Genomic DNA, 24220 nt, shown 5'->3' on the forward strand with positions numbered 1-24220 from the left:
ACTTATGCAACTCAAACTTACTAAACCAATTTGTTTTTTTGACCTAGAAACGACAGGGACCAACGTAGCAAAGGACCGTATTGTTGAGATATCTATTTTAAAGGTATTTCCGAACGGAAATAAAGAGAGCAAAACATGGTTGGTAAACCCTGAAATGGAAATTCCAGCAGAGGTAATAGCCGTACATGGCATCTCTAATGATAAAGTAGCCAAAGAACCTAATTTTAAACAACTGTCAAAAGAAATCTATAAAATGATAAAAGACAGTGATTTGGCTGGTTTCAATTCAGACAGATTTGATATTCCACTTTTAGCTGAAGAAATGCTTCGTGCTGATGTTGACTTTGATATGAAACATATGGTTTCCGTGGACGTCCAAACAATTTTTCACAAAATGGAGAAGCGAACTCTTGGCGCAGCTTATAAATTTTATTGTGATAAAGATTTAGAAGGTGCGCATAGCGCAGAAGCAGATACCTTGGCCACTTATGAGGTTCTTTTATCACAATTAGAGCGTTATCCTGACTTAGAGAACAATACAAAAAAACTATCTGAATTTACTACCCGTAAACAATCTTTAGATTTTGCTGGCTTTATTGGGGTTAATAAAGATGATCAACCCATTTTTGCTTTTGGAAAGCATAAAGGAAAAACTGTTGATGAGGTAATGGAAAAGGAGCCTGGTTATTTTGGCTGGATTTTAAATGCTGACTTCCCTTTATACACTAAGAAGGTGTTGACACAGCTTAAGCTGAGCAAACTCAATAATAAACTCTCATAAAGCCTTTATGAAATTAATTTGCATTGGCAGAAATTATGCTGCCCATATTGACGAACTTAGCAATGAACGTCCTTCAGAACCTGTAGTTTTCATCAAACCCGACTCCGCAATACTACCAAAAGAACAAGATTTTTATATTCCTGAATTCTCCAATGAAGTTCATTATGAGGTTGAGATTTTAGTAAAAATAAAAAAGCTCGGCAAACACATATCTGAAAAGTTTTCGCACAAGTATTATGATGAGATTGGTTTAGGAATAGATTTCACAGCACGGGATTTACAGTCAGGGTTAAAGGCAAAAGGTTTACCATGGGAAAAAGCAAAAGGTTTTGATGGATCTGCAGTAGTTGGTAAGTGGTTACAAAAAGAAAAGTACGAAAAAATAGACAAATTAGGGTTTTCATTGTTAAAGAATGGGGAAATTGTACAAAAAGGAGATACTTCGCTGATGTTGTGGAAGATAGATGAGTTAATTTCTTACGTTTCCACCTATTTTACGCTCAAAAAGGGCGATATTCTCTTTACTGGTACTCCAGCTGGTGTTGGAAAAGTAGTTGCAAATGATTACCTTCAAGGGAGAATTGAAGATGAGCAAATTTTTGCAATTAATGTAAAATAATGATTTACACCCTAGATAAGATTAATGAATTGGCTGAAGGTGATGAAGATTTCATACTTTCCGTTGTTTCAGTTTTTCTGGAAGAAGTTCCTGAAGATTTAAGTGCTTTAGAAAGTGCGATTGATGAGAAGGATTTTGATCAGATATATAAGATGGCACATAAAATAAAACCCAATGTAGACCTCTTGGGTATGGAACAAACACGGGCCAACGCATTAGAAATAGAAACTTTGGGTAAAACTGCTGGTAATATGGAAGATATTATAGCTAAATTCCCTTTGCTAAAGAAAGATGTTGAACAAGTAATTTCTGAACTACAAAAAGATTTTAACGTCTAAGTTATTCCTAGTATTCATAAAATTCGTTTTGGTTATTTTTGAATTTTGATGATGACATCAATATATTTAAAAGTATACTATGCAGGCAGAAATCATTACGATAGGTGATGAAATATTGATTGGTCAAATAGTGGATTCTAATTCCGCTTTTATTGCAAAAGAATTAAACAAGATTGGGGTTTCTGTCTATCAAATCACTTCTGTTCAAGATGACAGACAGCATATATTAGATGTACTAAGGGCAGCCAATCAAAGGAGCCAAGTTGTTATTATTACTGGTGGTCTTGGTCCTACCAAAGATGATATTACCAAGCATACACTTTGCGAGTATTTTGATGATACTTTGGTACAAAATAAAGATGTGCTGTCTCATATAGAAATGCTTTTTGATAAATACATTTCTACTCCCATTTCAGATTTGAACAGATTACAAGCTCTAGTGCCAACCAAAGCTGATGTGCTTCAGAATGATTTTGGTACAGCTCCTGGATTATGGATGGAAAAAGAGGGTACGTCATTTATTTCCTTACCGGGCGTACCTTTTGAAATGAAAGGGTTGATTAGTAAGGAAGTACTTCCACGAATCATTAGAAAGTATAAACGCCCCCATATTATCCATAAGACCATAATGACTTATGGTTTGGGCGAAAGCGCAATCGCAAATAGTATTGAGGATTGGGAAAATAGCCTTCCTGCCCCAATTAGACTAGCATATCTTCCAAGTTTAGGTCGCGTTCGATTAAGATTGACTGCAAAGGGAGAAAACAAAAAATCACTTCAAGACTTGGTCAATATTGAAGCTAAAAAATTATATCCGCTTATTGGAGATATCATTTATGGGGAAGAGGAAGATGAAAGTTTAGAGGCTCTTATTGCAAACCTGCTTACTCAAAAAGAAATGACTTTAGCTACCGCGGAGAGTTTTACCGGAGGGAAAATTGCAGAACAGTTAACGGCTATTCCTGGTGCTTCAAACTATTTCAAGGGTAGTGTGGTCAGTTATGCCACAGAAACTAAAATAAAGCTACTAGGGGTTGATGAAGACCTTATCAAAACACATTCGGTTGTAAGTGAAGAGGTGGCAGTCGCCATGGCACGAAATGCCAAGCAAATTTTAGATACTGATTTTGCTATAGCTACCACAGGAAACGCAGGCCCGACCAAAGGTGATTCTGAAGAACCGGTCGGTACGGTTTTTATTGGGATAAGCACACCGGAACATACTTTTGCTCAGAAATTTACGATGGGTAATCATCGCGAACGTATCGTTCAAAAGTCGGTCAATAAAGCTTTTGAATTACTTCAAAAAGAAATTCTGAAATTTTGAGAATTAATTTTTGTCTGTCTAACAGAAATAACTAAATTTGCACCCTCAATAAAATCACTCAAAAGTTAGGGAGATGTCCAAAGTTTGTGAAGTTACAGGAAAAAAGGTGATGTTTGGTAACAACGTTTCTTTCTCTATCAATAAAACGAAGAGAAGATTCGACGTCAATATTTCCAAAAAGAAATTCTACATTCCAGAAGAAGATAAGTGGGTAACCCTTAATGTTTCTTCAAAAGGAATCAAAATTATTAACAAGAAAGGTATCTCTGCTGCTTTGAAAGACGCAAGGGCTAAAGGTTTTGTGAAGTAAAAGATTAGAAAAATGGCAAAGAAAGGCAATAGAATCCAAGTTATACTAGAATGTACGGAGCATAAAGAATCAGGTATGCCAGGCACTTCTCGTTACATAACTACAAAGAATAAAAAGAACACGCCTGATAGAATGCAGATTAAGAAATTTAATCCTATTCTTAAGCGTATGACAGTTCATAAAGAAATTAAATAAAAGACTTATAAGCCATGGCAAAGAAGACCGTAGCAACTTTACAAGGAAGTTCAAAGAGATTGACAAAAGCCATTAAAATGGTAAAGTCACCAAAAACAGGTGCATACACATTCGTCGAGTCCGTAATGTCACCAGAGTTGGTAAACGATTGGTTATCTAAAAAATAATCTTATACAAGAACACATATATAAGAAGCCGCTATTTAGCGGCTTTTTTAGTTTAACAAAACTGCCCTTACTTTCCTATCTTTGATTTACAACAATAATCATCCATGAGTTTGTTTAAAAATATATTCTCTAAAGACAAAAAAGAGACCCTAGATAAAGGCCTTGAAAAGACAAAAAGTAGTTTTTTTGGTAAGTTAAACAAAGCGGTTGCCGGTAAATCAAAAGTTGACAATGAGGTATTGGATAATTTAGAAGAGGTATTGGTAACTTCTGATGTTGGCGTTGATACCACTTTAAAGATTATTGAGCGCATTGAAGAACGTGTTTCAAGAGACAAATATTTAGGGGCAAATGAATTGAACCAGATTCTTCGTGAGGAGATTGCTGGTTTACTTTCTGAAACCCATGTGGGTGAGGATACTGATTTTGCTTTGCCAACTACGCACAAACCCCATGTAATTATGGTGGTTGGTGTCAATGGAGTAGGTAAGACGACGACTATTGGTAAATTGGCGAATCAATTCAAGAATAAAGGATTGAAAGTGGTTTTAGGGGCTGGCGATACGTTTCGGGCAGCAGCTATTGACCAATTAGAGGTTTGGGCCAATCGAGTAGAAGTACCTATTATCAAACAAAAAATGGGCAGCGACCCCGCATCCGTGGCTTTTGATACTTTAAATTCTGCTGTGGCAGATGAAGCAGATGTTGTTTTAATTGATACAGCAGGGCGCTTACATAATAAAGTGAACCTGATGAACGAGTTGTCCAAGGTAAAACGGGTAATGCAAAAAGTGGTGCCAGAGGCACCACATGAGGTGTTATTGGTGTTGGATGGCTCGACTGGGCAAAATGCTTTTGAACAAGCAAAACAGTTTACTAAAGCCACCGAAGTATCTTCATTAGCGGTCACTAAATTAGATGGTACCGCAAAAGGTGGTGTGGTCATCGGAATTTCAGACCAATTTCAAATACCCGTAAAATACATAGGGGTAGGTGAAGGTATTGAAGACCTACAGGTTTTTAATAAATACGAGTTTGTAGATTCTTTTTTTAAGGTTTAAAATATGCCGAAAAGTAATTTGTTTTCAATCATTTTGTGTGTTCTAGTAAACACTGTTGTTAACTCACAAATAACTTACCCAAAATCGAGTCCTTTCGCTCAAATTGAGCAAGAAATAGGCTTATCTAAAATTTCAATCGAATACTCCAGACCAGCAGTAAGAGGAAGAAAAGTAATCGGTGGGCTAGTGCCTTATGGTCGTATTTGGCGTGTTGGTGCGAATGAAAGCACCAAAATCACTATTAATACTGATGTGGAAGTCAAAGGGAATTCGCTGCCAAAAGGAACGTATGCATTATATGCTTTCCCTAAGAGAGAGGAATGGGAAATTGCTTTCCATACCAATATAACACATTGGGGTGATGGGCGTAAAAATTACAATCCGGCAGAAGATGCATTTAGAATTAAAGTAAAGCCCCACGTAATACCCTATCACCAAGAAAACTTTTTAATTGCTTTTGATTCCATTACCCATAATTCTTTTAGCCTGAATTTAATTTGGGAATCAACCCAGATAACCATTCCTTTTAACGTAGATACCCATTCGCAAATGGAATTGGAGATTGCAAAGCAAATCAAAGAAAACCCTACTGCTCAAACTTATTATGAATCTGGACGATACCTTCAAGAACAAGGAAAAGATTTTGAAAGAGCTTTGGTATATTTGAATAAAGCATTGGAATTAGGTGGTGATACCTATTATTTTCATCGGGTCAAAAGTCTGGTGGAAGCTAAACTATGGGATTATAAAGCAGCTATCTCATCAGCAAAAAAATCACTTAAAATTGTGCGGGAATTAGAAAAGGATGAGTTTGTCCGCATGAACGAAAAGAATATTGAAAAATGGCAGGTACTTCTCGAAAAGTAGTCAATTCATCAAATCGTTGAGCAAGCCCCAAAGCTCATTGTCAAAACTTGAAGGGCCTAAAAGGCTTTCGCCAGCATCTTCACCCATTCTAACAATTACTAAGTTTTGGCTTGGAACTACATATAACTTTTGATCATTTTTACCCAACCCGGAATAGGTGTCTGCTGGCGCATTGGGTATCAATTCTCCATTAAATTCTAATTGTGAACTAGGGGCACGATAAGTTGATTTTCCATTCAACCACCATAAATACCCATAGGCATCATTAATATTTTGAGAAGTTGATTTCATATCGCTTAAATAGTTTGTATCCGCTAAAATTGTTTCTCCATCCCAAATACCATTGTTTAGGTTCAAAAGCCCAAAACGCGCCATACTGCGAGCTGTGCTAAAAAATACATTGTTCAAATCGTTGGTTGAAAACCAAAAACCATCCATCCCAATTCTATCCCTTAGGTTAGTGTTAAAATAGTCAGACCAGTCTTCTTGTGTAGCATTGGCCACAACACTTTGCAACAAGGTATAAGGCCCGTTATGATATGCCCAACGATTTCCTGCATCAGCAACGTAGGTCAAACAGTCTTGGGTAACGCAATCAAATTGTAAATCGTTCATTCCTGATGTCATAGTAAGTTGATGCCAAATTGTGATTAAATCTTCTTTCTCTTGTTCCAAAGAAGTCCAATTTTGACCAAGGTAATCTGAGGTTTTATCGTTGATATTCAAGAAAACATTTTCTTGTGCAACTCCAACTGTAAAAGCGGTCAAAGTTTTTCCTGCCGAGGCCCAATACCAGCTCGTGTTTTGGGTATGATCATCAAAATACCATTCTGTTACAATTTTCCCGTCTTTTAAAATGATAAAGGCCTTGGTGCCGTTTTCATCTAAGAATTCTTGTAAAGGTTGTTCGCCATTAGCATTCCAGTTAAGTTCTGCAATAGTTGCGCTTTCCCAAGTTGCGGATTGTGAAGGAGGAAAGTATAAATTTGAAGCTTGTGATTCTTCAGTAGTATCGGTATTCGTAGGTTCTGTATTATCAGTAGAACAAGCTATTGACAGACAAACTAAAAATATAATATAGATTAACTTTTTCATAAGGCTAGGTTTTAGATTTAGACACTGATAAGCCTTTTAAGTTTAACGTAGTACCCAAAGAAATATGCGTTAAAATCGACCAATTGCACGGGCTTATCGTATTTTTGCCATCCATTTGAACACTATGCGCACAAAATCACTTAAAAAGAACAAAATCAACGTAGTAACGTTGGGTTGTAGTAAGAATGTTTACGACTCCGAGGTACTAATGGGGCAGCTTAAAGCGAACAACAAAGAGGTTGTTCATGAAGAAGAGGGAAATGTTGTTGTGATCAATACCTGTGGGTTTATTGCCAATGCTAAGGAAGAGAGTGTCAATACCATTTTAGAGTATGTTGAAAAGAAGGAAGCTGGCGAGGTAGATAAGGTCTTCGTAACTGGATGTTTGAGTGAACGTTACAAGCCCGATTTACAAAAAGAGATTCCGAATGTTGATGAATACTTTGGAACCAGCGATTTACCCAATTTGTTAAAAGCACTAGGTGCAGATTATAAGTATGAACTGATAGGTGAGCGATTGACAACCACCCCAAAGAATTATGCATATTTAAAGATTGCTGAAGGTTGTGATAGACCTTGTTCTTTCTGTGCTATTCCATTAATGCGAGGAAAACATAAAAGTAAACCGATTGAAGAATTGGTCGAAGAGGCAGAAAAGTTAGCCGTAAAAGGAGTCAAAGAATTGATATTAATCGCACAAGATTTAACGTATTATGGTCTTGACTTATATAAAAAACGAAATCTTGCTGAATTACTTCAAAAATTAGTGAAGGTAGAGGGAATTGAATGGATTCGTTTGCACTATGCTTTTCCTACTGGTTTTCCAATGGACGTTTTGGATGTGATGAAAACCGAACCTAAAATCTGCAATTATATTGATATTCCATTACAACATATAGCCGATCCCATTTTAAAGAGTATGCGTCGCGGAACAACCAAAGCTAAAACAACCAAATTACTAAAAGACTTTAGGGAGACCGTACCAGAAATGGCCATTAGAACAACATTGATTGTGGGTTATCCGGGTGAAACGGAAGAGGACTTTCAAACTTTAAAACAATGGGTGATCGATATGCGTTTTGAGCGTTTGGGTTGCTTTACCTATAGCCATGAAGAAAATACGCATGCCTATAATTTAGTCGATGATGTTCCAGAAGAAGTGAAACAACAACGCGCCAATGAAATTATGGAAGTGCAGTCACAAATTTCGTGGGAGTTGAACCAAGAACGAATAGGTGAAACCTATCGCTGTATTATTGACCGAAAAGAAGGGAACCACTTTGTTGGTCGAACTGAATTTGATTCTCCTGATGTAGATAATGAAGTGCTCATTGATGCCACCGCGCATTATGTGAAGATTGGTGATTTTACCAATATTAAGATTACAGAAGCTTCCGATTTTGACTTGTACGGTGAACCAGTTTCTTAAAAAAACGCAACCATGTCTGATTGCGCTTTTAGTCAAGTGAATTAGCTAAAGTCTATTCATTTTCTGGGGATATAATACTGTAAACAAAACCGGCTAGGATAGCACCTAGAATCGGAGCGACCCAAAACAACCATAATTGTGGAATTGCCCATGCGCCCTCTGCGAATAATGCCTGACTTGTACTACGCGCTGGATTAACCGATGTGTTGGTAACGGGAATACTAATGAGATGAATCAGTGTCAGGCCTAAACCAATGGCCAGACCAGCCATTCCTTTAGGAGCCTTTGAATGGGTAGCCCCTAGAATAATGATTAAAAACATAAAGGTCAGAATCAATTCGGTAAAGAAGGCTGAAAACATATTGTACTCTCCTGGGGAATGTTTTCCAAAACCGTTGGCCGCAAATCCGCCTAGTTCAAATCCAGGTTTTCCTGTAGCAATAGCATACAATATTCCTGCGCCAGCGATGGCTCCTAGAAGTTGTGCGATAATGTAAGGGAATAAGTCTTTCTTATCAAAACGCCCAGCAATAGCCAAGCCGATTGATACGGCAGGATTTAAATGACAACCTGAAATATGACCGATTGCATATGCCATGGTTAAGACAGTTAAGCCAAAGGCTAAGGCTACGCCAACAAACCCTATACCCAATTCAGGATAAGCCGCTGCAATGACCGCACTACCACATCCGCCAAGCACAAGCCACAACGTTCCAATAAATTCTGCAATTAATTTTTTCATGATTTCTAAATTTAGTTAGTATGCCAATTTAGAAACCATTATAACTACAAAGTCACATAGGCAATCAACTTTTCGACAGTAGGGTGGTCATTGCCTCCCGCGGGTTCTATGGTAATGTTCAATGATTCCGCTTTATCGATGTACTTTAATGTAATTAACTCCTGATCGGTAGGGAGCAATCCCATATTTATCATTTCACCATCAACATCACTCCACATTTGGTAGGTATTGTTTTCTGGTAACTCTGGTAGCCCTTGTGCATTGACAACTACCATTTTATTTTCATGGTTGACGTAGGCCACAGCTCTTGAATTTGGCACTAATTCATTACCATGGAGAATCAGCGGAATAGTTTGGGGTCCGTTGATGGTTTTTAAACGTTGATTGGTCAACAGATAATTTTCTTCTAATGCATTTAAACGTTCTTGTAACACTGTAGTCTGATTTTGAAGTGATTCAAAATTTAGTTCTGCACTTTTCCAGCGATTGAACATCCAAAAAGAAGAAAGCAAAAATAACAGTGCTAAACTAGCAGCGGCATAGAGCCATGTTTTCGGCATTGTTTTTACATTAGAACCTTGCAACTGCTCTATTAGTCGCATTTTGACCCGGGTTGGAGGATCAATAGCATTTTCTAATGCCATTTTTTCAAAGTCTTCTTCTAGAAGTTCAAATTGTTTCTTTAAACCCTTATCATTGTCAATAGCCATGCCAACCTGCTGCCGCTCTTCTGCAGAAAGTTCATCTAAGAGGTATTTTTCTAATAATCCTTCTTCCAATATTTTCTTTCTATCCATCATCAAAAAGTTTCTAATAGTAACCAAATGATTATCAGCTCATGCTTATAACTTTCTCGAAGCAATTGTATTGCTTGCCGAATATATGATTTGAACGTCCCTAATGGCACACCCATCTCTTGATAAGCCTCTCGATGCGTGTATCCCCTAAAATAGACCAAAGAAATAGCTTCTTGATGATGCGGTTCTAATTTACTTATTGCACCATTTAGTTCATTAAAATCAATTTTTTGCTCTGACTGCGCTTTATTGGTATCTACACCTAATTCTTCACTTTGGATGAGCAAATCTGGCTTTCTTAAAGAATTTAAAGTAACGTTTTTGGCAATACGATATGCCCAAGTATAAAATTTACCCTTTGAACTATCATAAGAATCAATTTTCTGCCAAATTTTAATAAAAGTCTCTTGTAATAAATCTTCGGCCAAAACCTGATTCCGACACATTCGTACAATGACGCCGTAAAGAGCACCAGAGTACTTGTCATATAATAAGTACAATGCATCTTTATCCTTTTTAGATAAGCGATTGATTATTTGAATGTCATCTAAGTGATGGGGCATATACTATGTTAAAGATATGATAAAATAAAGCGGAACTCATCCAACGCGATTTTCGTGGTGTACATACTAACGTATAACATTGAAAAATTAATCATTCTATTAAACAATTAAAACACAAAAAATGAAAAAAGTAATTTTTATCCTTTCAACAGTGGCATTAGTCCTTTTTACACAAACAACAACCGCGCAAAAATCGCAAGATATTGTTGATGTCGCGGTTTCAGTCGATGATTTCTCAACTTTGGTAACGGCTCTTAAGGCAGCTGATTTGGTTGGTGCATTAAAGGGCGAAGGTCCATTTACAGTTTTTGCACCAGTAAACTCAGGATTTGCAAAAATTGATGCTAATACTTTAAACTCGTTATTAGAACCTGCAAACAAAGAGAAACTATCAGCCATCTTAACGTATCACGTGGTAGCTGGAAAGCTTGCTGCTGCCGATGTTGCGTCTGCACTTAAAAGTGGAAATGGTAAGGCTGAACTTACCACATTAAATGGAAGTAAAGTTACTGCCGTTAGCAAAGACGGAGGAATCTTTTTAATGGATGCGAATGGTAACTACAGTAAAATTGCAAAAACTGATGTAATGGCCTCAAATGGTGTAATACACATTATTGAAGATGTTGTAATGCCTGAATAGGCAACAGTGTTTATTCATTTATAAAACCACCGCTTTTTTGCGGTGGTTTTTTTGTTTAAGTATAAGCCTTCATTGTTTTCTGGTACTTTCCATATATGACATATGTCATTGTATTTAGTTAGTTCAAGGGTTACTTTTAAAGGTAGAAACTGAATTTATAACTAAACCTAACAGAATGAAAATGAATAGTATCATACTACTGCGGATTTTGATTGGGTGGCATTTTTTATATGAGGGTGCCGTCAAAATTTATAATCCTGATTGGTCCGCCTTTAGCTATTTGGCCACTGCACAAGGTCCTTTAAGTTTTTTGTTTACGCCACTAGCTAAACCTGGAATTATTGATTGGGTAGATACATTAAATGTATTGACCTTACTTTTTGTTGGTATATCATTGCTACTTGGTGTATTCGAAAAAAAAGGTGCCTTAGCGGCCATTGTCCTATTGGCTATGTATTACTTTGCACACCCTCCATTTCCTGGTTTACAACAATTGAATGTTGAAGGAAATTATTGGTTTGTGAACAAAAACCTTATTGAGCTTGTTGCTTGTGTCATCTTGTTTCAAAACCCTACTGGTGAGATTTTTGGAATACGATATTTCTGGAAAAAAGATAAGAAACCAATAAAAACTGAAAAGGTATGAAATGGACTAGAAGAGACCTGTTGAAAGGGCTGGGTAGTTTACCAATACTAGGGGCTGTATGGTGGGCAGGTGCTGCAAACACAATAAGCAGTAGAAAAGAACGAAATGAACTTTTAGAACAATTGAACATCAGTCCATCATTGCCATCAACATTGCCCGAAATTACGGGCATTCCGGTTCGTGTTGGTATTGTTGGTTTTGGCATTCGTGGTGAGCAGTTGTGTCGTTCTTTGGGTTTTGCAACCAATGAATGGATAGAAGAAATGGAATTAGAAGCCTCAGAGAATCCTGATCATACGGCACTAAAGGTTTATAGGAATCAGGCCAAACTGAATGTTCGTTTAGCTGGAGTCTGTGATATTTTCGATGTTAGGGCAGAGAAAGCCTTGAATTCTTTTACTACACCTGATAATCAAATTAAAAGATATCGAACTCATCTTGATATGATAAATAGTGGTGAGATAGATGCTATGATTATTGCAACACCAGATCACTGGCATGCACCCATGGCCATAGATGCATTGAACAATAACATTAGTGTTTATGTTGAAAAGCCAATGACACATACCATTGAAGAAACCTATCGCCTTCAAGAAGCGGCCAAAAGCTCCAAAGCTACCTTCGCGGTTGGTCACCAACATCGCCAGACCCTTAGTTTTAAAACTGCCCAAGATGTCGTATCAAAAGGTACTTTAGGACATGTATCCTTGATTCAGACAAATACCAATAGAAATGATGATAATGGAGCGTGGAATTATGCTTTAGATGAAAAAGCAAATGAGAATACTATAGATTGGGAGATGTTCTTGGGCTCGGCGCCAAAAGTTCCATTCAACAAAAGCCATTTTTTTAGATGGCGCAAATGGTGGGCTTATGGTTCGGGGCTTTCTGGAGATTTACTGACACATGATTATGACCGATTGAACTGTGTGCTCAATATGGGCATTCCACAATCAATAATGGCATCGGGTGGCATTTATACGCATAATGATGGCCGAAATGTTCCTGATGTGCTACAGGCAAATATGGAGTTTCCGGATTTTAGTACTGGAAGTAGTCAAACCAAGGGTAAAGAAAAAGGAATGACATTCTGCTATAGCGCTACATTGGGAAATGGTTTTAATAGACCAACCATATTGATGGGGCACGATGCGACCTTAGAGTTGGGGAATAATTTAACTGTTTGGCCAGATAGCTCGTCCACTCGATATGCAGCATCATTGGAGTTAGATAAAATGAAGCCCCATATTCCCATTTTTAAATACACCCCGGGCAGTAATACGAACATGCCAGATGCGGTTTCTTCGGCAACCTCTCAGTACTTTGCTGATAAAGGTTTAATGTGGACCTATATTGATGGGGTAAGGGTAGATTCCACATTTTTACATTTAAAAGAATGGCTGAGCGTCATAAAAAATGGAGGAGAGGTAAGTTGTGGTATTAAAGAAGGATTCGAAGAAGCCATAACTGCCCATATGACCGGACTTTCTTGGAAATTAGGACGAAGAATTGAATGGGACAAACAAGGACAGATAATAAAACCTATCGAAGGAATTGATTTTGATGAAGTATTGTTATCAAATTATAGTTTGGATACGTCCGTTTAAAATATAAAATAGCCACCAGCCGGTGGCTATTTTTACTCACTAAAAATTTGTTCGCTGATTACCAAAGCCTCTTGTATTACATTGCTCCAAATGGTATATCCCTTTTTATTTAAATGTAGCCCATCGCTTAGGTATAGTTCTGGCCTAGGGCGATTGTCTGAGGTTATCATTCTGGCAAATACATTGATAAATTGTGCATTTAGTTCTCCGATGACATATTTAGATAACAATAGATTGGTCTCCATAATTTGAGGGATTAAATGTGTTCTTTCTACACTCGGTTTCAAACTTATGAATGCTAATTCGGCTCTTGGGTATTTGGCAAGGATTAGTTCCACCAATTCTTTGCAATCGGTTAGAACTTCTTGTGGGGTCCTTCCCTCCGATAAATCATTTTCCCCTGCGTAAAGCACTATTTTACTTGGGTTGACATCTTTGAATATTTCAGTGAAATAATGAGTGCACCAGGCAAACGAAGAACCACCAAAACCTAAGTTCAAAACATGAAGCGGATTCAAGTCTTTTTTCATGTTGACCCATAAGCGTATTGATGAGCTACCATAAAAAGCGGTGAGTTCATTTTGATGCTCTAATTTGGCGACTCGTTGTTTCAACCTTCTGATTTCATTGTGCCAGATTTCGGGGGGATTTGTTATTTTTTCTTGGCTTGGCAGATTTAATTTGAGCTTATCGGCCTCTTCTCGAGCTTGCTGGACATAAGTTGTATATGTTTTTTGGTATGACTCAACAAAATCTATCAAGCTATCAATGTTATTTCGCTCTACATATTCACTTATTTTAAATGGGGGTAAAATTTTACAATAGTAGAGAGTGTCTTTTATCCTATGGTCAAAATTTACAAGAACAATAGGTATGATGTTTGGTTCAGGTTGGGCGTTCAGCGCCAGCTTAAAACTTCCAAGTTTGAATGGACCTGGTGAATTTTCGGTGCGGTAAGAGGTACCTTCGGGGCTTATGATGAGATTGTATCCTTTTTTTAAATATTGTTCACTTTCCTTATAAAAAATACTTCTTGATTCTTTTTTTGTCTCTGATGAGGTTTGTGCGGATTCTTTAGTATAAACATTTATGTGCCCGAGCTTTTTGTAATAATTCTGATGTCCATATTCTTGCCCCTGCCCAATTCTTACTGTACGTATGCCGGGTTCCCCGTATTTTTCATCTAAAATCATTGCACTTATGAAATGAGAATCTAGTGTTATTTGAAAGTTATTGTTCAATGTATAATATCGATCATTGACCAAATGATTGTAAATAAATATATTACCTGATTTTTCAGGAATGTTTTCTTGCCCTTCAATATGATACTTAAGGGTAGAAAACAATTTTTTTGTGGCTTGGGCACATGCTTTTCTAACTTCCTTTGGATTATCCGATTTGTGCAGCGCAACAGTTTCATAGATATGGTGTAATCCATTTATATATTGAAGTTCTTCTTGATCATCTTTGAGAAGTTCTAAACTTAGCGAAGCTAAATGCCTCTCTAATGAAGTTCCTTGAGAAAGCAATTGCTGCAAAGCAGTATAAGCTAAGTTTTTGGTTGTAGTATTCTTTAAAAGGTGGGCTACCTGATGCAGATGGGAAGTTAACGGTAGTCTAGATTTATTGTTTTCAATAAGTTGAAAAACAGCTTGTAAATTATGCTTGCCAAGTAAACCAACAAATCTTAGAAAGGCTGCATTAATTTGATTACCGATAAGCCATAAAAGCCGTTTGTGAAATTGTCTCTCGAAAGACTTATCTGCACTAAAGAGTTCTAAAAAGCCCTTAAAAGGTATGAAATAAGTTGCTGTTTTTTTAGTGGTCATCGCAGAACAAATGTCTTTTTCACCAATTAATGAAGACCAGCCAAAAATGAAACCCGAATTGTTTATTGCACGTTGCTTGATTTCAATATTACCTTCAATTCTTTTGATACTTACTTCTCCATCAATTAAAATAAAAAGCCCATTTGCAGAATGGTCTTGGGTATATAAAATTTCATATGGTTCATATTCACGTCTTTCAGCAATCGATGCCAATTTTGAAAGTCTGTCTTCATTGAACTGATCTAGAAAAGGAGAGCACCGCATTAATGAGATTACTTCGGTACTTTCGGTCTCAGGGGTCATAAAGAATTCCTTATCGCCTATTAGCGGATGAAATCGTACAGGTTGCAATAAATCCATCTGTTTTAAAAGTGCTGCCCTAAGTTGATGATATAGTCTAGAAGAAATGCTTTTGAATAGTTTGTTTTCTGTATCTTTTTTAAGGTGTTCTTCAAGCTCATCTATAGCAATCTCAAAGAAAGTTGCACTATCCGAAGAGACCATGGCCTTATAAGTGTAGCGACGAGGTGCGTTTAGTCCACCTAAACCAATGGTACTCATCGGTTCTGAAATTTGACATACCAGAATTTCATTTTCTGATTCTTGTAAAGGGATAAAATAATCAAGAGACCCTTTTACCAACCAACGGAACTTTTTTATTTCTCTATGAATGTCACAAATAGTATGTCCTTTAAGGTAATGTTGGGTTTTTCCGCCAGCAAATAAACTTTCAAGTAATTTGATATCAATATCTCCTTTCAATGCTCCTTATATTAGTCAGTTTCGGAAACGAACATATCAAAATAGTTGTAGATAGAAAGTTTAAACTGGAATTAAAGAGAATGTGAAAATTTAAATAAAAATGATTGCTAGATTTTGAAAAAACAGGGGTCAAAAATGATATTCGTTGAATCTATCTTTTTCGTTTTAATTCGTGGTTGTACAATTCCCTTCCCAATTGCGCCAAAAATGGGATTCCTATCTCATCATACTCGTACTTGTCATCATTAAAAATACCATCTCTATTGACCAAAATGGTGGCAGTGACCATAAAATCAAGATTGTTTTTTGTGTCTTTGATATATGCGCAGTCTGTTAAGGTACCATAAGCGTAACCAACCTTATTATAAATTTCAATATGATTAGGAATAGGGTCTTTGCGATCACCATACATTAGAAATTTGCCATAACTATCATAGTATTCTTCTTCATTATAACCTGCATTTTTTGGTAATGTATGCATGGCTTCAAGTAAAAAACTATATTGGTCCTCGTTCAAATTAAAGCGCTCGTTTTCCGAGAATTGACTAGGAAAGATAATCTTTTTAAGGAGCTCATGTTGAGTATTAACGGGAAAATAATTCTTGTAACTGAAATCAAAAGGTTCTTCATAAAGCGAATCGCCAGCATAAAATCCAATTCCTTTTTTTATAAGATTTAAATCTAACTGTTTCGGAACCGCATTTATAATCGACTCTGAAGTAGCTGTAGTGCTATCATCGACATAAATAACCAATGGTTTTGTAGTAACCTCATCGGCATCTCTAGTTGATAAGCGGTGCGATATTCTGAAGGGCCGCAAGCCTTTCTTTTTAACTCGATTGTTTAAATCGTCAAAGCCCAAAAATTCTACTAATCGATTGTTAGCTTGGTTATCACTGACCGCAAAAATTTCTGAAACAGCTTTAGCTATAGTGGTATTGACTGAATCACCCTCAACATAAAAAGCGGTATTTCTACCTAAAGTGTCAAGTTCGTTAAGTTTTTCCAATGCAGCTACTGCTGCTGGAAATTTAACAGTACTTGCTGGATAGAAATAATTGTTTTCATCAACTTGAAAGTCATAATCAGTAAAAATAATACTGTCATTTTTTCGGTCAATTTGGGTATAGCGAATTTGAACTTCATAGTTTTCAATACTGTCCATAACTATTTTGATGTTGTTAACTTGAGAGGACAATGAAATCAATAATGGATTTCTATTTTCCTTTTCTTTACAAGAGAACAGTACTATAGCAATAATGACTAAAACAACTATTTTTTGAAGTCGCATTAATTAAACTTTAGTTAATCTTGATAAATCTCACCCCTATGAGGTCTAAGGTCATCACGGGCTTGAATCATTTCAAATTCGGCAACTATTAAAAAAGTAATGCTATGCATATCACTTAAATGGTTAAAGCCAGTTGTATCAAATTTTAATTCTTCATGAAAAATATATTCTTGTAGGTGTTTTTCATAGTGTTCAGCTGTTTTGGCAGCATTAGGGCCTTTAAAATCCCAAATAAGTTTGATTTTACGATCTAAAACTTTTTCCATTCTTTATTTTTATGATTTAAGTACAGAAATACCATTTTCTGCAAAGTTCTTAAAATCTTTGGCATATTTCATAGATTGTTTTTTGAAAGCTCCAGGCATCAAAAAAGCTATCAATTTCATTCCCATACCTTCAAATTGAAACTCGCTCTCAGATATCCATTTGGTGCTTCCATCTACTTCTTTAAAATAGTTTTTCTGTATATTATGCACGCCTTTTGTGTCATAAGTTGCATGAAACTCATCAGGAAAATTTCTTGTTATAATGGTTTCTACCATCTCCATTTCCCCTTTTCCTCTTTTAAATTTCATATTCATTCTAGCACCTTCTTGTCCGAGTTCACCCGAAAGTACTTGATAACCTAGTAATCCCCGCATCCAATGCTTCATATTTTCTGCATTATCAAGTTTTTTAATGAACTCTTTTCGAGGTAAATCGATAGTTATCTCTGTTGTGTACTTCATTATAGGTGGATTTAGAATCTGAAAGTACTAAAATCTTGATATACTGGCAGCACTAAAAATGTGTTAATCAATATATAACAACTTGTGTGGCTTTAAGTAATTGTTATTTTTGCGAAATGCTTTTTTTAAAACATCATTCCAATAAGTACTTTTTAATAATTGGCGTACTTTTTTTGATTTCTTGCGGTTCTTTTTTAAAAGATGACACTGAAGTTGAGCCAATCGCTCGAGTTGGTGAATCTTATTTGTATGCTAAAGATCTTCAATCATTTATCACGCCTGATATGTCGCAGCAAGATAGCACTGCCTTTGCCATAAATTATATTAATAAATGGGCTTCAAAACAGCTATTGCTTTCAAAATCTAAAATAAATCTTTCCGAAGAAAAATTAGAGGAGTTCAATCGGCTAGTTAATGATTACAAAGCTGATTTGTATACCCGTGCTTACATTGAAGCTCTAGTTCAACAATCAAATGATACAGCGGTAAGCAAATCGCAGCTTGAAAGTTTTTATGAAAGTCAAAAAGAGAATTTTAAACTGAACGAAAAATTGGTACAGTTAAGATTTGTGGTATTACCAAACCAGTTTTTAGATAAGCAAGATGTAGTGGACAAAATCAAATCATTTAAAGGTGAAGATAAAGCCTATTTAGACTCCATTGCTGTACAATTCAAAAAAATACATTTTAATGATTCTGTTTGGGTAAGTACTTCGAGGGTTTTGGCTCAAATAGGGCCGCTCAACTATAGCAACCAAGACAAGCACTTAAAGAAATCACAATTTTTTGAATTAGAAGATTCATTGGGGGTATATTTGGGAAAGGTTACTAATGTTTTAGATATTAATGATATAGCGCCGTTAGCTTATATTGAACCTGATATTAAAAGGGTTTTGCTCAATAGAAGACGGTTGGAATATGTACGAAAACTGGAAACAGAAATTATAGATGAAGGAATCAAGAAAAATGAATTTGAGATTTATGAAAAATAAGATTAGAATTTTTTCCGTTTTGTTATTTGGAGCAGCATTGAGTGTTTCGGCTCAAGAAATCGATAGTAGTGAGGTAACCTCTAACCAAACTGAAACTGTAAAAGATACGGTTACTTCTGGAAAAAGATTTAAACTAGACGGCATTGCTGCTGTAATAGGTGACTATGTAATTCTAGATTCTGATATTGAGAAAACATTGATAGACCTTAGAAGTCAAGGGGCATCTACCGAAGATGTTACACATTGTCAACTATTAGGAAAATTGATGGAAGATCGTTTATATGCGCACCAAGCGGTACAAGATAGTTTATTGGTTTCTGATGATCAAGTAAATGGCACTAGTGATCGTCAAATACAACAATTGACTTCTCAGGTTGGTTCTATTGAAAAAGTGTTGAAATTTTATAAAAAACCAGATTTAGAAAGTTTTAGGGCCGAGCTTTTTGAGATTAACAAATTGCGTATGCTTTCTGAAAAAATGCAAAGTAAAATAGTTGAAGAAATTGAAGTTACTCCAGAAGAAGTACGCCAGTTCTTTTATAAAATTCCTGAAGATGAACGACCAGTCTTTGGAGCGGAGTTAGAAATTTCTCAAATTGTAAAACAACCAGAGCCATCGGATGAAGAAAAACAGAAAGTTGTAGATAGATTGAATACTATTAAACAAGATGTTGAAGAAAACGATGCCAGTTTTAATGTAAAGGCTATTCTGTATTCACAAGACCCTGGATCTAAATCAAAAGGCGGTTTTTACAGTATGACACGGCAAACCCCCTTTGTAAAAGAGTTTAAAGATGTAGCATTTAGTTTAAGGGAAGGTGAGGTTTCTGACCCCTTTGAAACCCAGTTTGGATATCATATTATTTTGGTAGAAAAGATTCGCGGTCAAGAGGTTGATTTACGTCATATTTTGTTGCAACCTGAGGTTTCAGATGAGGTTATGTTAAAAGCTTCCAAAGAATTAGATTCTATACGACAACAGGTTCTTGATGGTAAATATACTTTTGCTGAGGCGGCTCTTAATTTTTCAGATGAAAAAGAGACAAAGTTTGATGGCGGCTTGTTAAGAAATCCGGTAAATTTTGATTCAAAATTTGAACTTACAAAAATGGACCCAACGCTTTACAATCAAGTTCGCAACTTAAAAGATGGCGAAATTTCAAGACCAACTCGAGAAGATGATCCTCGCGGCGGCCCTTCTAAATTCAAAATTATGCAAATCTCAAACAGATATGACGAGCATAAAGCGGACTTTGCTAGGGATTACATCAAAATTCAAGAATTAGCGCTTCGTGACAAACAGTATAAAGCAGTTCAAGAATGGATGGCAGAGAAAATTGAGGATGTCTATATTCATGTGGATAGTGAAAATAAAGACTGTGATTTCTCTAATAATTGGGTAAAGAATTAGTATGACAGATGTAGTTGCCATTGGGCACCTTGTTGAAAAACATCAAACTTTAAAGAAAGAAATTGCGAAGGTTATAGTGGGTCAAGATGAGGTGATAGAACAAATTCTTCTATCAATTTACACTGGTGGACATTCACTTTTAATTGGAGTTCCTGGCTTGGCTAAAACATTAATGGTCAATACGATAGCTCAAACTTTAGGATTGGATTTTAAACGGATTCAATTTACACCTGATTTAATGCCAAGTGATATTCTAGGAAGCGAGGTATTGGACCAAAACAGAAATTTTAAGTTCATAAAAGGTCCAATTTTTGCAAATATCATTTTGGCAGATGAAATCAATCGTACTCCGCCTAAAACGCAAGCAGCTTTATTAGAAGCCATGCAAGAAAGGGCAGTTACTATTGCTGGGCAACAACATAAATTAGAAAGGCCGTACTTTGTTTTGGCCACACAAAACCCGATTGAACAAGAAGGGACTTATCCTTTGCCTGAAGCGCAATTAGATCGTTTTATGTTTGCCATTAAATTGACTTATCCCTCTATAGAAGAAGAAATTGATATTGTAAAGGCAACCACTACTGACAATTCAGTAATCTTAAATACACTTTTTAGTGCGGATGCTATTAATGATGTACAGAGTTTGGTACGCCGTATACCGGTGGCTGATAATGTTGTTAATTACACAGTACGTTTGGTCAACAAAACACGACCAAATATAGATGGGGTATCTGACTACATTAAAAATTATGTGGATTGGGGTGCTGGACCACGCGCTTCACAAAATCTAATTTTGGCAGCTAAGGCTAATGCCGCCGTTAACGGAAAGTTCTCACCTGATATTGAAGATGTAAAGGCAGTCGCTACAGGAATCTTAAGGCATCGCATTTTAAAGAACTACAAAGCAGAAGCGGAGGGTATATCAGAAGATGCTATTATTCAAGAGCTGCTATAGTCTAACGACTATAGTTATTTATGATTTTAGTTGTTAAAATGATAAAGATGAAATAAAGCTTTTTATCTTTTAATAAAAGTAGGCCTATTAATCAAACTAGTATTTTATACCCGACTTCATTTTCGTAATTTTAGCAAATTGTAATTATAAAAACACTTTTGCGTAATGGCGTTTGATATTGACATGATCAAAAAAGTCTATGCTACCATGGGAGAAAAGGTAGATATAGCGAGAAAATTAGTAGGCAAACCATTAACATTGGCTGAAAAAATACTCTACTCCCATCTTTGGGATGGTAACCCCAGCAAAGTATTTAAAAGGGCCAAGGATTATGTCGATTTTGCTCCTGACCGCATTGCATGCCAAGATGCTACTGCCCAAATGGCTCTACTCCAGTTTATGCAGGCTGGGAAAACGAAAGTTGCCGTACCAACAACGGTACATTGTGATCACTTAATACAAGCTAAGAGTGGAGCAGCAGTTGATTTAAAATCGGCTAATACCACAAGTGCCGAAGTTTTTGATTTTTTAGAATCTGTATCCAATAAATATGGAATAGGTTTTTGGAAACCAGGAGCTGGAATTATTCATCAAGTAGTGCTAGAAAATTATGCTTTTCCTGGTGGGATGATGATAGGTACTGATTCACATACGGTAAATGCCGGCGGATTGGGCATGGTAGCAATTGGAGTAGGTGGTGCTGATGCTGTTGATGTTATGGCAGGTATGGCTTGGGAATTGAAATTTCCGAAATTGATTGGGGTCAAGTTAACTGGTACTATTTCTGGATGGACTGCACCTAAAGATGTTATTTTAAAAGTTGCTGAAATCCTTACTGTAAAAGGTGGAACAGGAGCAATTGTAGAATATTTCGGACCGGGAGCCAAGGCATTGTCCTGTACAGGTAAGGGAACCATATGTAATATGGGTGCAGAGATAGGAGCGACTACTTCAACATTTGGATATGATGAGTCTATGGAGCGTTATTTGAGAGCTACTGAAAGAGCTGATGTTGCAGATGCCGCCAATGCTGTTAAAGAGCATTTAACTGCTGATGGTGAAGTATATGCAAATCCAGAGCAATACTTTGATCAGGTAATAGAAATTAATTTGTCGGAGTTGAGTCCATTGTTAAATGGGCCCTTTACTCCAGATTTATCAACTCAGGTTGGAACCTCAATGACCGAAAAAGCTACAGAAAATGAATGGCCAATTCAAGTAGAGTGGGGATTGATTGGTTCTTGTACCAATTCATCTTATGAAGATTTATCTAGAGCTTCGTCCATTGCTCAGCAAGCCTTGGATAAAGGTTTGAAAATGAAAGCTGAATTAGGAATCAACCCTGGTTCTGAACAGGTGCGGTATACTGCTGAACGCGATGGAATTTTAGGAATTTTCGAAGAGCTTGATGCCAAAATATTTACAAACGCTTGCGGGCCATGCATTGGACAATGGGCTAGATATAATGATCCTAAGAATGCGCCTAAAAATAGTATAGTACACTCTTTTAACAGAAACTTTGCTAAACGTGCAGATGGTAATCCAAATACGCACGCTTTTGTGGCCTCACCAGAAATAACAGCTGCAATAGCTGTGGCTGGAAGGTTAGATTTTAATCCAATGACAGATACATTGATTAATGAAAATGGAGAAGAAGTTAAGTTTGAGGAACCTACAGGTTGGGAATTGCCGCCAAAAGGTTTTGAAGTGGAAGATGCGGGCTTTATACCGCCAATTGAAAACGGTAGTGGAGTTCAAGTTGTAGTCTCACCAACGTCAGAACGTTTGCAATTGCTCGACCCATTCATTCCAATAAAAGTGGAAGAATTACAAGGAGCAAAACTATTGATAAAGGCATTTGGTAAGTGTACGACAGACCATATTTCAATGGCAGGACCATGGTTACGTTACAGAGGGCATTTAGATAATATAGCAAACAACACCTTGATAGGAGCCGTTAACGCCTATAATAAGAAAACCAATTTTGTCAAAAATCAACTAACCGGTGAATATGGAGGGGTGCCTGATACGCAAAGGGCATACAAGGCAGCAGGAATAAAATCTATTGTAGTTGGGGATCATAATTATGGAGAGGGTTCTTCAAGAGAACATGCAGCAATGCAACCGCGTCATCTTGGGGTAGCTGCTGTTTTAGTAAAATCTTTTGCCCGAATTCACGAGACTAACCTAAAGAAACAGGGAATGCTCGGGTTGACTTTTGCTAATGAAAGTGATTATGATTTGATTCAAGAGGATGATACCTTTAATTTTGTTGATATTGCATCTTTTTCTCCTGATCAACCACTTACCTTAGAAGCAGTGCATAGCGATGGTAGTAAAGACATAATTATGGCAAATCATACCTATAACCAATCTCAAATTGAGTGGTTTAATGAAGGTTCGGCACTGAATGTTATCAAACAAGAAAATGCATAAATAAAAATAAGTAGAACTAAAAAGCTCTTGAATTTTCAAGAGCTTTTTAGTTCTGACCTAACTTAAATATGGCGGCAAAGAAAAAGACGGTTTTAAACATAATTCTAATACTATTTATACTTTCCTTTTTCGTGACTCCACTTGGGCATTACGGGAAGCTATTTTTAAATCGTGTTTTTTCGTTTTCTCCATATATAGTTGAGGAATCCAATAGAAAACAGATCACTGATTATAACTGGCGCTTGAAAGATGCCGAATGGGATTTTTTCAATTTTGAAAAATCTAAAGGAAATGTAATTGTAATTAACTTCTGGGCATCATGGCGATTGCCGAGCGAAGCAGAACTTCAAAGTGTTCAAGACTTATATGATCAGTATGAGGGTAAGGTTGATTTTTATATCATTACCAATGAAAATCGCCCTCCAGTTGAAGAATTCATGGAGAAACAAAAGCTAAGTTTTCCTGTTACTTATTTGATTGTTGGTGATAAGTCCGCTGTTGAAATACCTGAAAAGCCTCCGTATTCATATGTCATCGATAAAGAAGGTTATATCGTTATTGAACAAGATGGTATAGCTGATTGGAATACCGCTACAGTAAGAAATTTGTTGGATGAATTGTTAGCAAATTAG

At 36.5% G+C, this 24220-nt stretch carries 26 protein-coding genes; 18 read left to right on the plus strand and 8 right to left on the minus strand.

Annotation, left to right across the window (positions count from 1 at the left end):
* Positions 1–4: 4 nt before the first annotated feature.
* The 9 genes from RM706_RS14645 (at position 5) to RM706_RS14685 (ending at position 5665) form a co-directional block, all read left to right on the plus strand.
* Entirely contained in the window at positions 5–781 is a 777-nt protein-coding gene (locus RM706_RS14645; RefSeq protein ID WP_311352872.1) for a 3'-5' exonuclease, read from the plus strand.
* A 7-nt stretch (positions 782–788) separates the two neighbouring features.
* Entirely contained in the window at positions 789–1400 is a 612-nt protein-coding gene (locus RM706_RS14650; RefSeq protein ID WP_311352874.1) for a fumarylacetoacetate hydrolase family protein, read from the plus strand.
* Positions 1400–1738 (plus strand): Hpt domain-containing protein, encoded by a 339-nt coding sequence (locus RM706_RS14655; RefSeq protein ID WP_311352876.1) that lies wholly within the window; start codon positions 1400–1402, stop codon positions 1736–1738. The genes RM706_RS14650 and RM706_RS14655 overlap by 1 nt, the downstream gene beginning before the upstream one ends.
* A gap of 79 nt (positions 1739–1817) precedes the next feature.
* On the plus strand, positions 1818–3065 hold the full coding sequence (locus RM706_RS14660) for a competence/damage-inducible protein A (RefSeq protein WP_311352878.1): 1248 nt from the start codon (positions 1818–1820) through the stop codon (positions 3063–3065).
* A 73-nt stretch (positions 3066–3138) separates the two neighbouring features.
* Positions 3139–3375 (plus strand): 50S ribosomal protein L28, encoded by a 237-nt coding sequence (gene rpmB / locus RM706_RS14665; RefSeq protein ID WP_311352880.1) that lies wholly within the window; start codon positions 3139–3141, stop codon positions 3373–3375.
* Positions 3376–3387: 12 nt separating this feature from the next.
* A complete protein-coding gene (gene rpmG / locus RM706_RS14670) occupies positions 3388–3570 on the plus strand; it encodes a 50S ribosomal protein L33 (protein WP_311352882.1) in 183 nt (60 codons plus the stop codon).
* Positions 3571–3584: 14 nt separating this feature from the next.
* Positions 3585–3737 carry a DUF4295 domain-containing protein gene (locus RM706_RS14675; RefSeq protein ID WP_311352885.1) on the plus strand — a complete coding sequence of 51 codons (153 nt, stop codon included), beginning with the start codon at positions 3585–3587 and terminating at the stop codon, positions 3735–3737.
* Between the two features lie 104 nt (positions 3738–3841).
* Positions 3842–4798, plus strand: a complete 957-nt coding sequence (gene ftsY, locus RM706_RS14680; RefSeq protein ID WP_311352887.1) for a signal recognition particle-docking protein FtsY — start codon at positions 3842–3844, stop codon at positions 4796–4798.
* A 3-nt stretch (positions 4799–4801) separates the two neighbouring features.
* Positions 4802–5665 (plus strand): DUF2911 domain-containing protein, encoded by an 864-nt coding sequence (locus RM706_RS14685; protein WP_311352888.1) that lies wholly within the window; start codon positions 4802–4804, stop codon positions 5663–5665.
* Here the strand turns inward: RM706_RS14685 and RM706_RS14690 are convergent, their stop codons facing one another.
* Entirely contained in the window at positions 5666–6760 is a 1095-nt protein-coding gene (locus tag RM706_RS14690; protein ID WP_311352890.1) for a serine hydrolase domain-containing protein, read from the minus strand.
* 124 nt (positions 6761–6884) lie between these two features.
* Here RM706_RS14690 and rimO point away from each other — a divergent pair, with 124 nt between their 5' ends.
* The gene (gene rimO / locus RM706_RS14695; RefSeq protein WP_311352892.1) at positions 6885–8189 is read left to right on the plus strand and encodes a 30S ribosomal protein S12 methylthiotransferase RimO; all 1305 of its coding nucleotides are present in this window, start codon (positions 6885–6887) and stop codon (positions 8187–8189) included.
* 52 nt (positions 8190–8241) lie between these two features.
* On the opposite strand, the gene aqpZ is transcribed toward rimO, so the two are convergent.
* The 3 genes from aqpZ to RM706_RS14710 are packed head-to-tail and all read right to left on the minus strand — an operon-like array spanning position 8242 to position 10291.
* Positions 8242–8931 (minus strand): aquaporin Z, encoded by a 690-nt coding sequence (gene aqpZ, locus RM706_RS14700; RefSeq protein ID WP_311352894.1) that lies wholly within the window; start codon positions 8929–8931, stop codon positions 8242–8244.
* A 44-nt stretch (positions 8932–8975) separates the two neighbouring features.
* Positions 8976–9728, minus strand: a complete 753-nt coding sequence (locus RM706_RS14705; protein WP_311352897.1) for an anti-sigma factor domain-containing protein — start codon at positions 9726–9728, stop codon at positions 8976–8978.
* 2 nt (positions 9729–9730) lie between these two features.
* Positions 9731–10291, minus strand: a complete 561-nt coding sequence (locus RM706_RS14710) for an RNA polymerase sigma factor (protein ID WP_311352899.1) — start codon at positions 10289–10291, stop codon at positions 9731–9733.
* A 121-nt stretch (positions 10292–10412) separates the two neighbouring features.
* Here RM706_RS14710 and RM706_RS14715 point away from each other — a divergent pair, with 121 nt between their 5' ends.
* The 3 genes from RM706_RS14715 (at position 10413) to RM706_RS14725 (ending at position 13184) form a co-directional block, all read left to right on the plus strand.
* Positions 10413–10931: a fasciclin domain-containing protein gene (locus RM706_RS14715; protein WP_311352901.1), complete on the plus strand. Its 519-nt coding sequence runs from the start codon at positions 10413–10415 to the stop codon at positions 10929–10931.
* A gap of 181 nt (positions 10932–11112) precedes the next feature.
* Positions 11113–11577, plus strand: a complete 465-nt coding sequence (locus RM706_RS14720) for a DoxX family membrane protein (RefSeq protein WP_311352903.1) — start codon at positions 11113–11115, stop codon at positions 11575–11577.
* Complete coding sequence (locus RM706_RS14725; RefSeq protein ID WP_311352905.1) at positions 11574–13184, plus strand: Gfo/Idh/MocA family protein; 1611 nt, start codon at positions 11574–11576, stop codon at positions 13182–13184. The genes RM706_RS14720 and RM706_RS14725 overlap by 4 nt, the downstream gene beginning before the upstream one ends.
* A gap of 32 nt (positions 13185–13216) precedes the next feature.
* On the opposite strand, the gene RM706_RS14730 is transcribed toward RM706_RS14725, so the two are convergent.
* The 4 genes from RM706_RS14730 to RM706_RS14745 form a co-directional block, all read right to left on the minus strand.
* Entirely contained in the window at positions 13217–15775 is a 2559-nt protein-coding gene (locus RM706_RS14730; RefSeq protein ID WP_311352907.1) for a cyclic nucleotide-binding domain-containing protein, read from the minus strand.
* A gap of 151 nt (positions 15776–15926) precedes the next feature.
* Positions 15927–17066 carry a serine hydrolase gene (locus tag RM706_RS14735; protein WP_311352909.1) on the minus strand — a complete coding sequence of 380 codons (1140 nt, stop codon included), beginning with the start codon at positions 17064–17066 and terminating at the stop codon, positions 15927–15929.
* A 14-nt stretch (positions 17067–17080) separates the two neighbouring features.
* Positions 17081–17332, minus strand: a complete 252-nt coding sequence (locus tag RM706_RS14740) for a hypothetical protein (protein ID WP_311352911.1) — start codon at positions 17330–17332, stop codon at positions 17081–17083.
* A 9-nt stretch (positions 17333–17341) separates the two neighbouring features.
* The gene (locus RM706_RS14745) at positions 17342–17794 is read right to left on the minus strand and encodes an SRPBCC family protein (RefSeq protein ID WP_311352913.1); all 453 of its coding nucleotides are present in this window, start codon (positions 17792–17794) and stop codon (positions 17342–17344) included.
* Positions 17795–17910: 116 nt separating this feature from the next.
* Between RM706_RS14745 and RM706_RS14750 the strand changes: the two genes are divergently transcribed.
* The 5 genes from RM706_RS14750 to RM706_RS14770 all read left to right on the plus strand — a co-directional run bounded on the left by RM706_RS14750 (position 17911) and on the right by RM706_RS14770 (position 24220).
* A complete protein-coding gene (locus RM706_RS14750; protein WP_311352915.1) occupies positions 17911–18786 on the plus strand; it encodes a peptidyl-prolyl cis-trans isomerase in 876 nt (291 codons plus the stop codon).
* Positions 18776–20197, plus strand: a complete 1422-nt coding sequence (locus RM706_RS14755; protein ID WP_311352917.1) for a peptidylprolyl isomerase — start codon at positions 18776–18778, stop codon at positions 20195–20197. Before RM706_RS14750 ends, RM706_RS14755 begins: the two co-directional genes overlap by 11 nt.
* Before the next feature lies 1 nt (position 20198).
* Positions 20199–21152, plus strand: coding sequence for an AAA family ATPase (locus RM706_RS14760; protein WP_311352919.1), 954 nt, complete (start codon positions 20199–20201; stop codon positions 21150–21152).
* Between the two features lie 165 nt (positions 21153–21317).
* The gene (locus RM706_RS14765; RefSeq protein WP_311352921.1) at positions 21318–23588 is read left to right on the plus strand and encodes an aconitate hydratase; all 2271 of its coding nucleotides are present in this window, start codon (positions 21318–21320) and stop codon (positions 23586–23588) included.
* A gap of 68 nt (positions 23589–23656) precedes the next feature.
* Positions 23657–24220 carry a TlpA family protein disulfide reductase gene (locus RM706_RS14770; protein WP_311352923.1) on the plus strand — a complete coding sequence of 188 codons (564 nt, stop codon included), beginning with the start codon at positions 23657–23659 and terminating at the stop codon, positions 24218–24220.

Source organism: Croceitalea rosinachiae (genome assembly GCF_031846445.1).
Lineage (GTDB): Bacteria > Bacteroidota > Bacteroidia > Flavobacteriales > Flavobacteriaceae > Croceitalea > Croceitalea rosinachiae.

Excerpts from the sequence above, each read along its gene's own strand:
- RM706_RS14645 (WP_311352872.1), top strand. The coding sequence starts at position 5 with ATGCAACTCAAACTTACTAAACCAATTTGTTTTTTTGACCTAGAAACG.
- RM706_RS14765 (WP_311352921.1), top strand. The coding sequence starts at position 21,318 with ATGGCGTTTGATATTGACATGATCAAAAAAGTCTATGCTACCATGGGA.
- RM706_RS14690 (WP_311352890.1), bottom strand. The coding sequence starts at position 6,760 with ATGAAAAAGTTAATCTATATTATATTTTTAGTTTGTCTGTCAATAGCT.
- RM706_RS14770 (WP_311352923.1), top strand. The coding sequence starts at position 23,657 with ATGGCGGCAAAGAAAAAGACGGTTTTAAACATAATTCTAATACTATTT.
- RM706_RS14655 (WP_311352876.1), top strand. The coding sequence starts at position 1,400 with ATGATTTACACCCTAGATAAGATTAATGAATTGGCTGAAGGTGATGAA.
- aqpZ (WP_311352894.1), bottom strand. The coding sequence starts at position 8,931 with ATGAAAAAATTAATTGCAGAATTTATTGGAACGTTGTGGCTTGTGCTT.
- RM706_RS14745 (WP_311352913.1), bottom strand. The coding sequence starts at position 17,794 with ATGAAGTACACAACAGAGATAACTATCGATTTACCTCGAAAAGAGTTC.
- rimO (WP_311352892.1), top strand. The coding sequence starts at position 6,885 with ATGCGCACAAAATCACTTAAAAAGAACAAAATCAACGTAGTAACGTTG.
- RM706_RS14720 (WP_311352903.1), top strand. The coding sequence starts at position 11,113 with ATGAATAGTATCATACTACTGCGGATTTTGATTGGGTGGCATTTTTTA.
- RM706_RS14715 (WP_311352901.1), top strand. The coding sequence starts at position 10,413 with ATGAAAAAAGTAATTTTTATCCTTTCAACAGTGGCATTAGTCCTTTTT.
- RM706_RS14725 (WP_311352905.1), top strand. The coding sequence starts at position 11,574 with ATGAAATGGACTAGAAGAGACCTGTTGAAAGGGCTGGGTAGTTTACCA.
- RM706_RS14650 (WP_311352874.1), top strand. The coding sequence starts at position 789 with ATGAAATTAATTTGCATTGGCAGAAATTATGCTGCCCATATTGACGAA.
- rpmB (WP_311352880.1), top strand. The coding sequence starts at position 3,139 with ATGTCCAAAGTTTGTGAAGTTACAGGAAAAAAGGTGATGTTTGGTAAC.
- RM706_RS14705 (WP_311352897.1), bottom strand. The coding sequence starts at position 9,728 with ATGGATAGAAAGAAAATATTGGAAGAAGGATTATTAGAAAAATACCTC.
- ftsY (WP_311352887.1), top strand. The coding sequence starts at position 3,842 with ATGAGTTTGTTTAAAAATATATTCTCTAAAGACAAAAAAGAGACCCTA.
- RM706_RS14660 (WP_311352878.1), top strand. The coding sequence starts at position 1,818 with ATGCAGGCAGAAATCATTACGATAGGTGATGAAATATTGATTGGTCAA.
- RM706_RS14735 (WP_311352909.1), bottom strand. The coding sequence starts at position 17,066 with ATGCGACTTCAAAAAATAGTTGTTTTAGTCATTATTGCTATAGTACTG.
- RM706_RS14675 (WP_311352885.1), top strand. The coding sequence starts at position 3,585 with ATGGCAAAGAAGACCGTAGCAACTTTACAAGGAAGTTCAAAGAGATTG.
- RM706_RS14685 (WP_311352888.1), top strand. The coding sequence starts at position 4,802 with ATGCCGAAAAGTAATTTGTTTTCAATCATTTTGTGTGTTCTAGTAAAC.
- rpmG (WP_311352882.1), top strand. The coding sequence starts at position 3,388 with ATGGCAAAGAAAGGCAATAGAATCCAAGTTATACTAGAATGTACGGAG.
- RM706_RS14740 (WP_311352911.1), bottom strand. The coding sequence starts at position 17,332 with ATGGAAAAAGTTTTAGATCGTAAAATCAAACTTATTTGGGATTTTAAA.
- RM706_RS14750 (WP_311352915.1), top strand. The coding sequence starts at position 17,911 with ATGCTTTTTTTAAAACATCATTCCAATAAGTACTTTTTAATAATTGGC.
- RM706_RS14755 (WP_311352917.1), top strand. The coding sequence starts at position 18,776 with ATGAAAAATAAGATTAGAATTTTTTCCGTTTTGTTATTTGGAGCAGCA.
- RM706_RS14760 (WP_311352919.1), top strand. The coding sequence starts at position 20,199 with ATGACAGATGTAGTTGCCATTGGGCACCTTGTTGAAAAACATCAAACT.
- RM706_RS14710 (WP_311352899.1), bottom strand. The coding sequence starts at position 10,291 with ATGCCCCATCACTTAGATGACATTCAAATAATCAATCGCTTATCTAAA.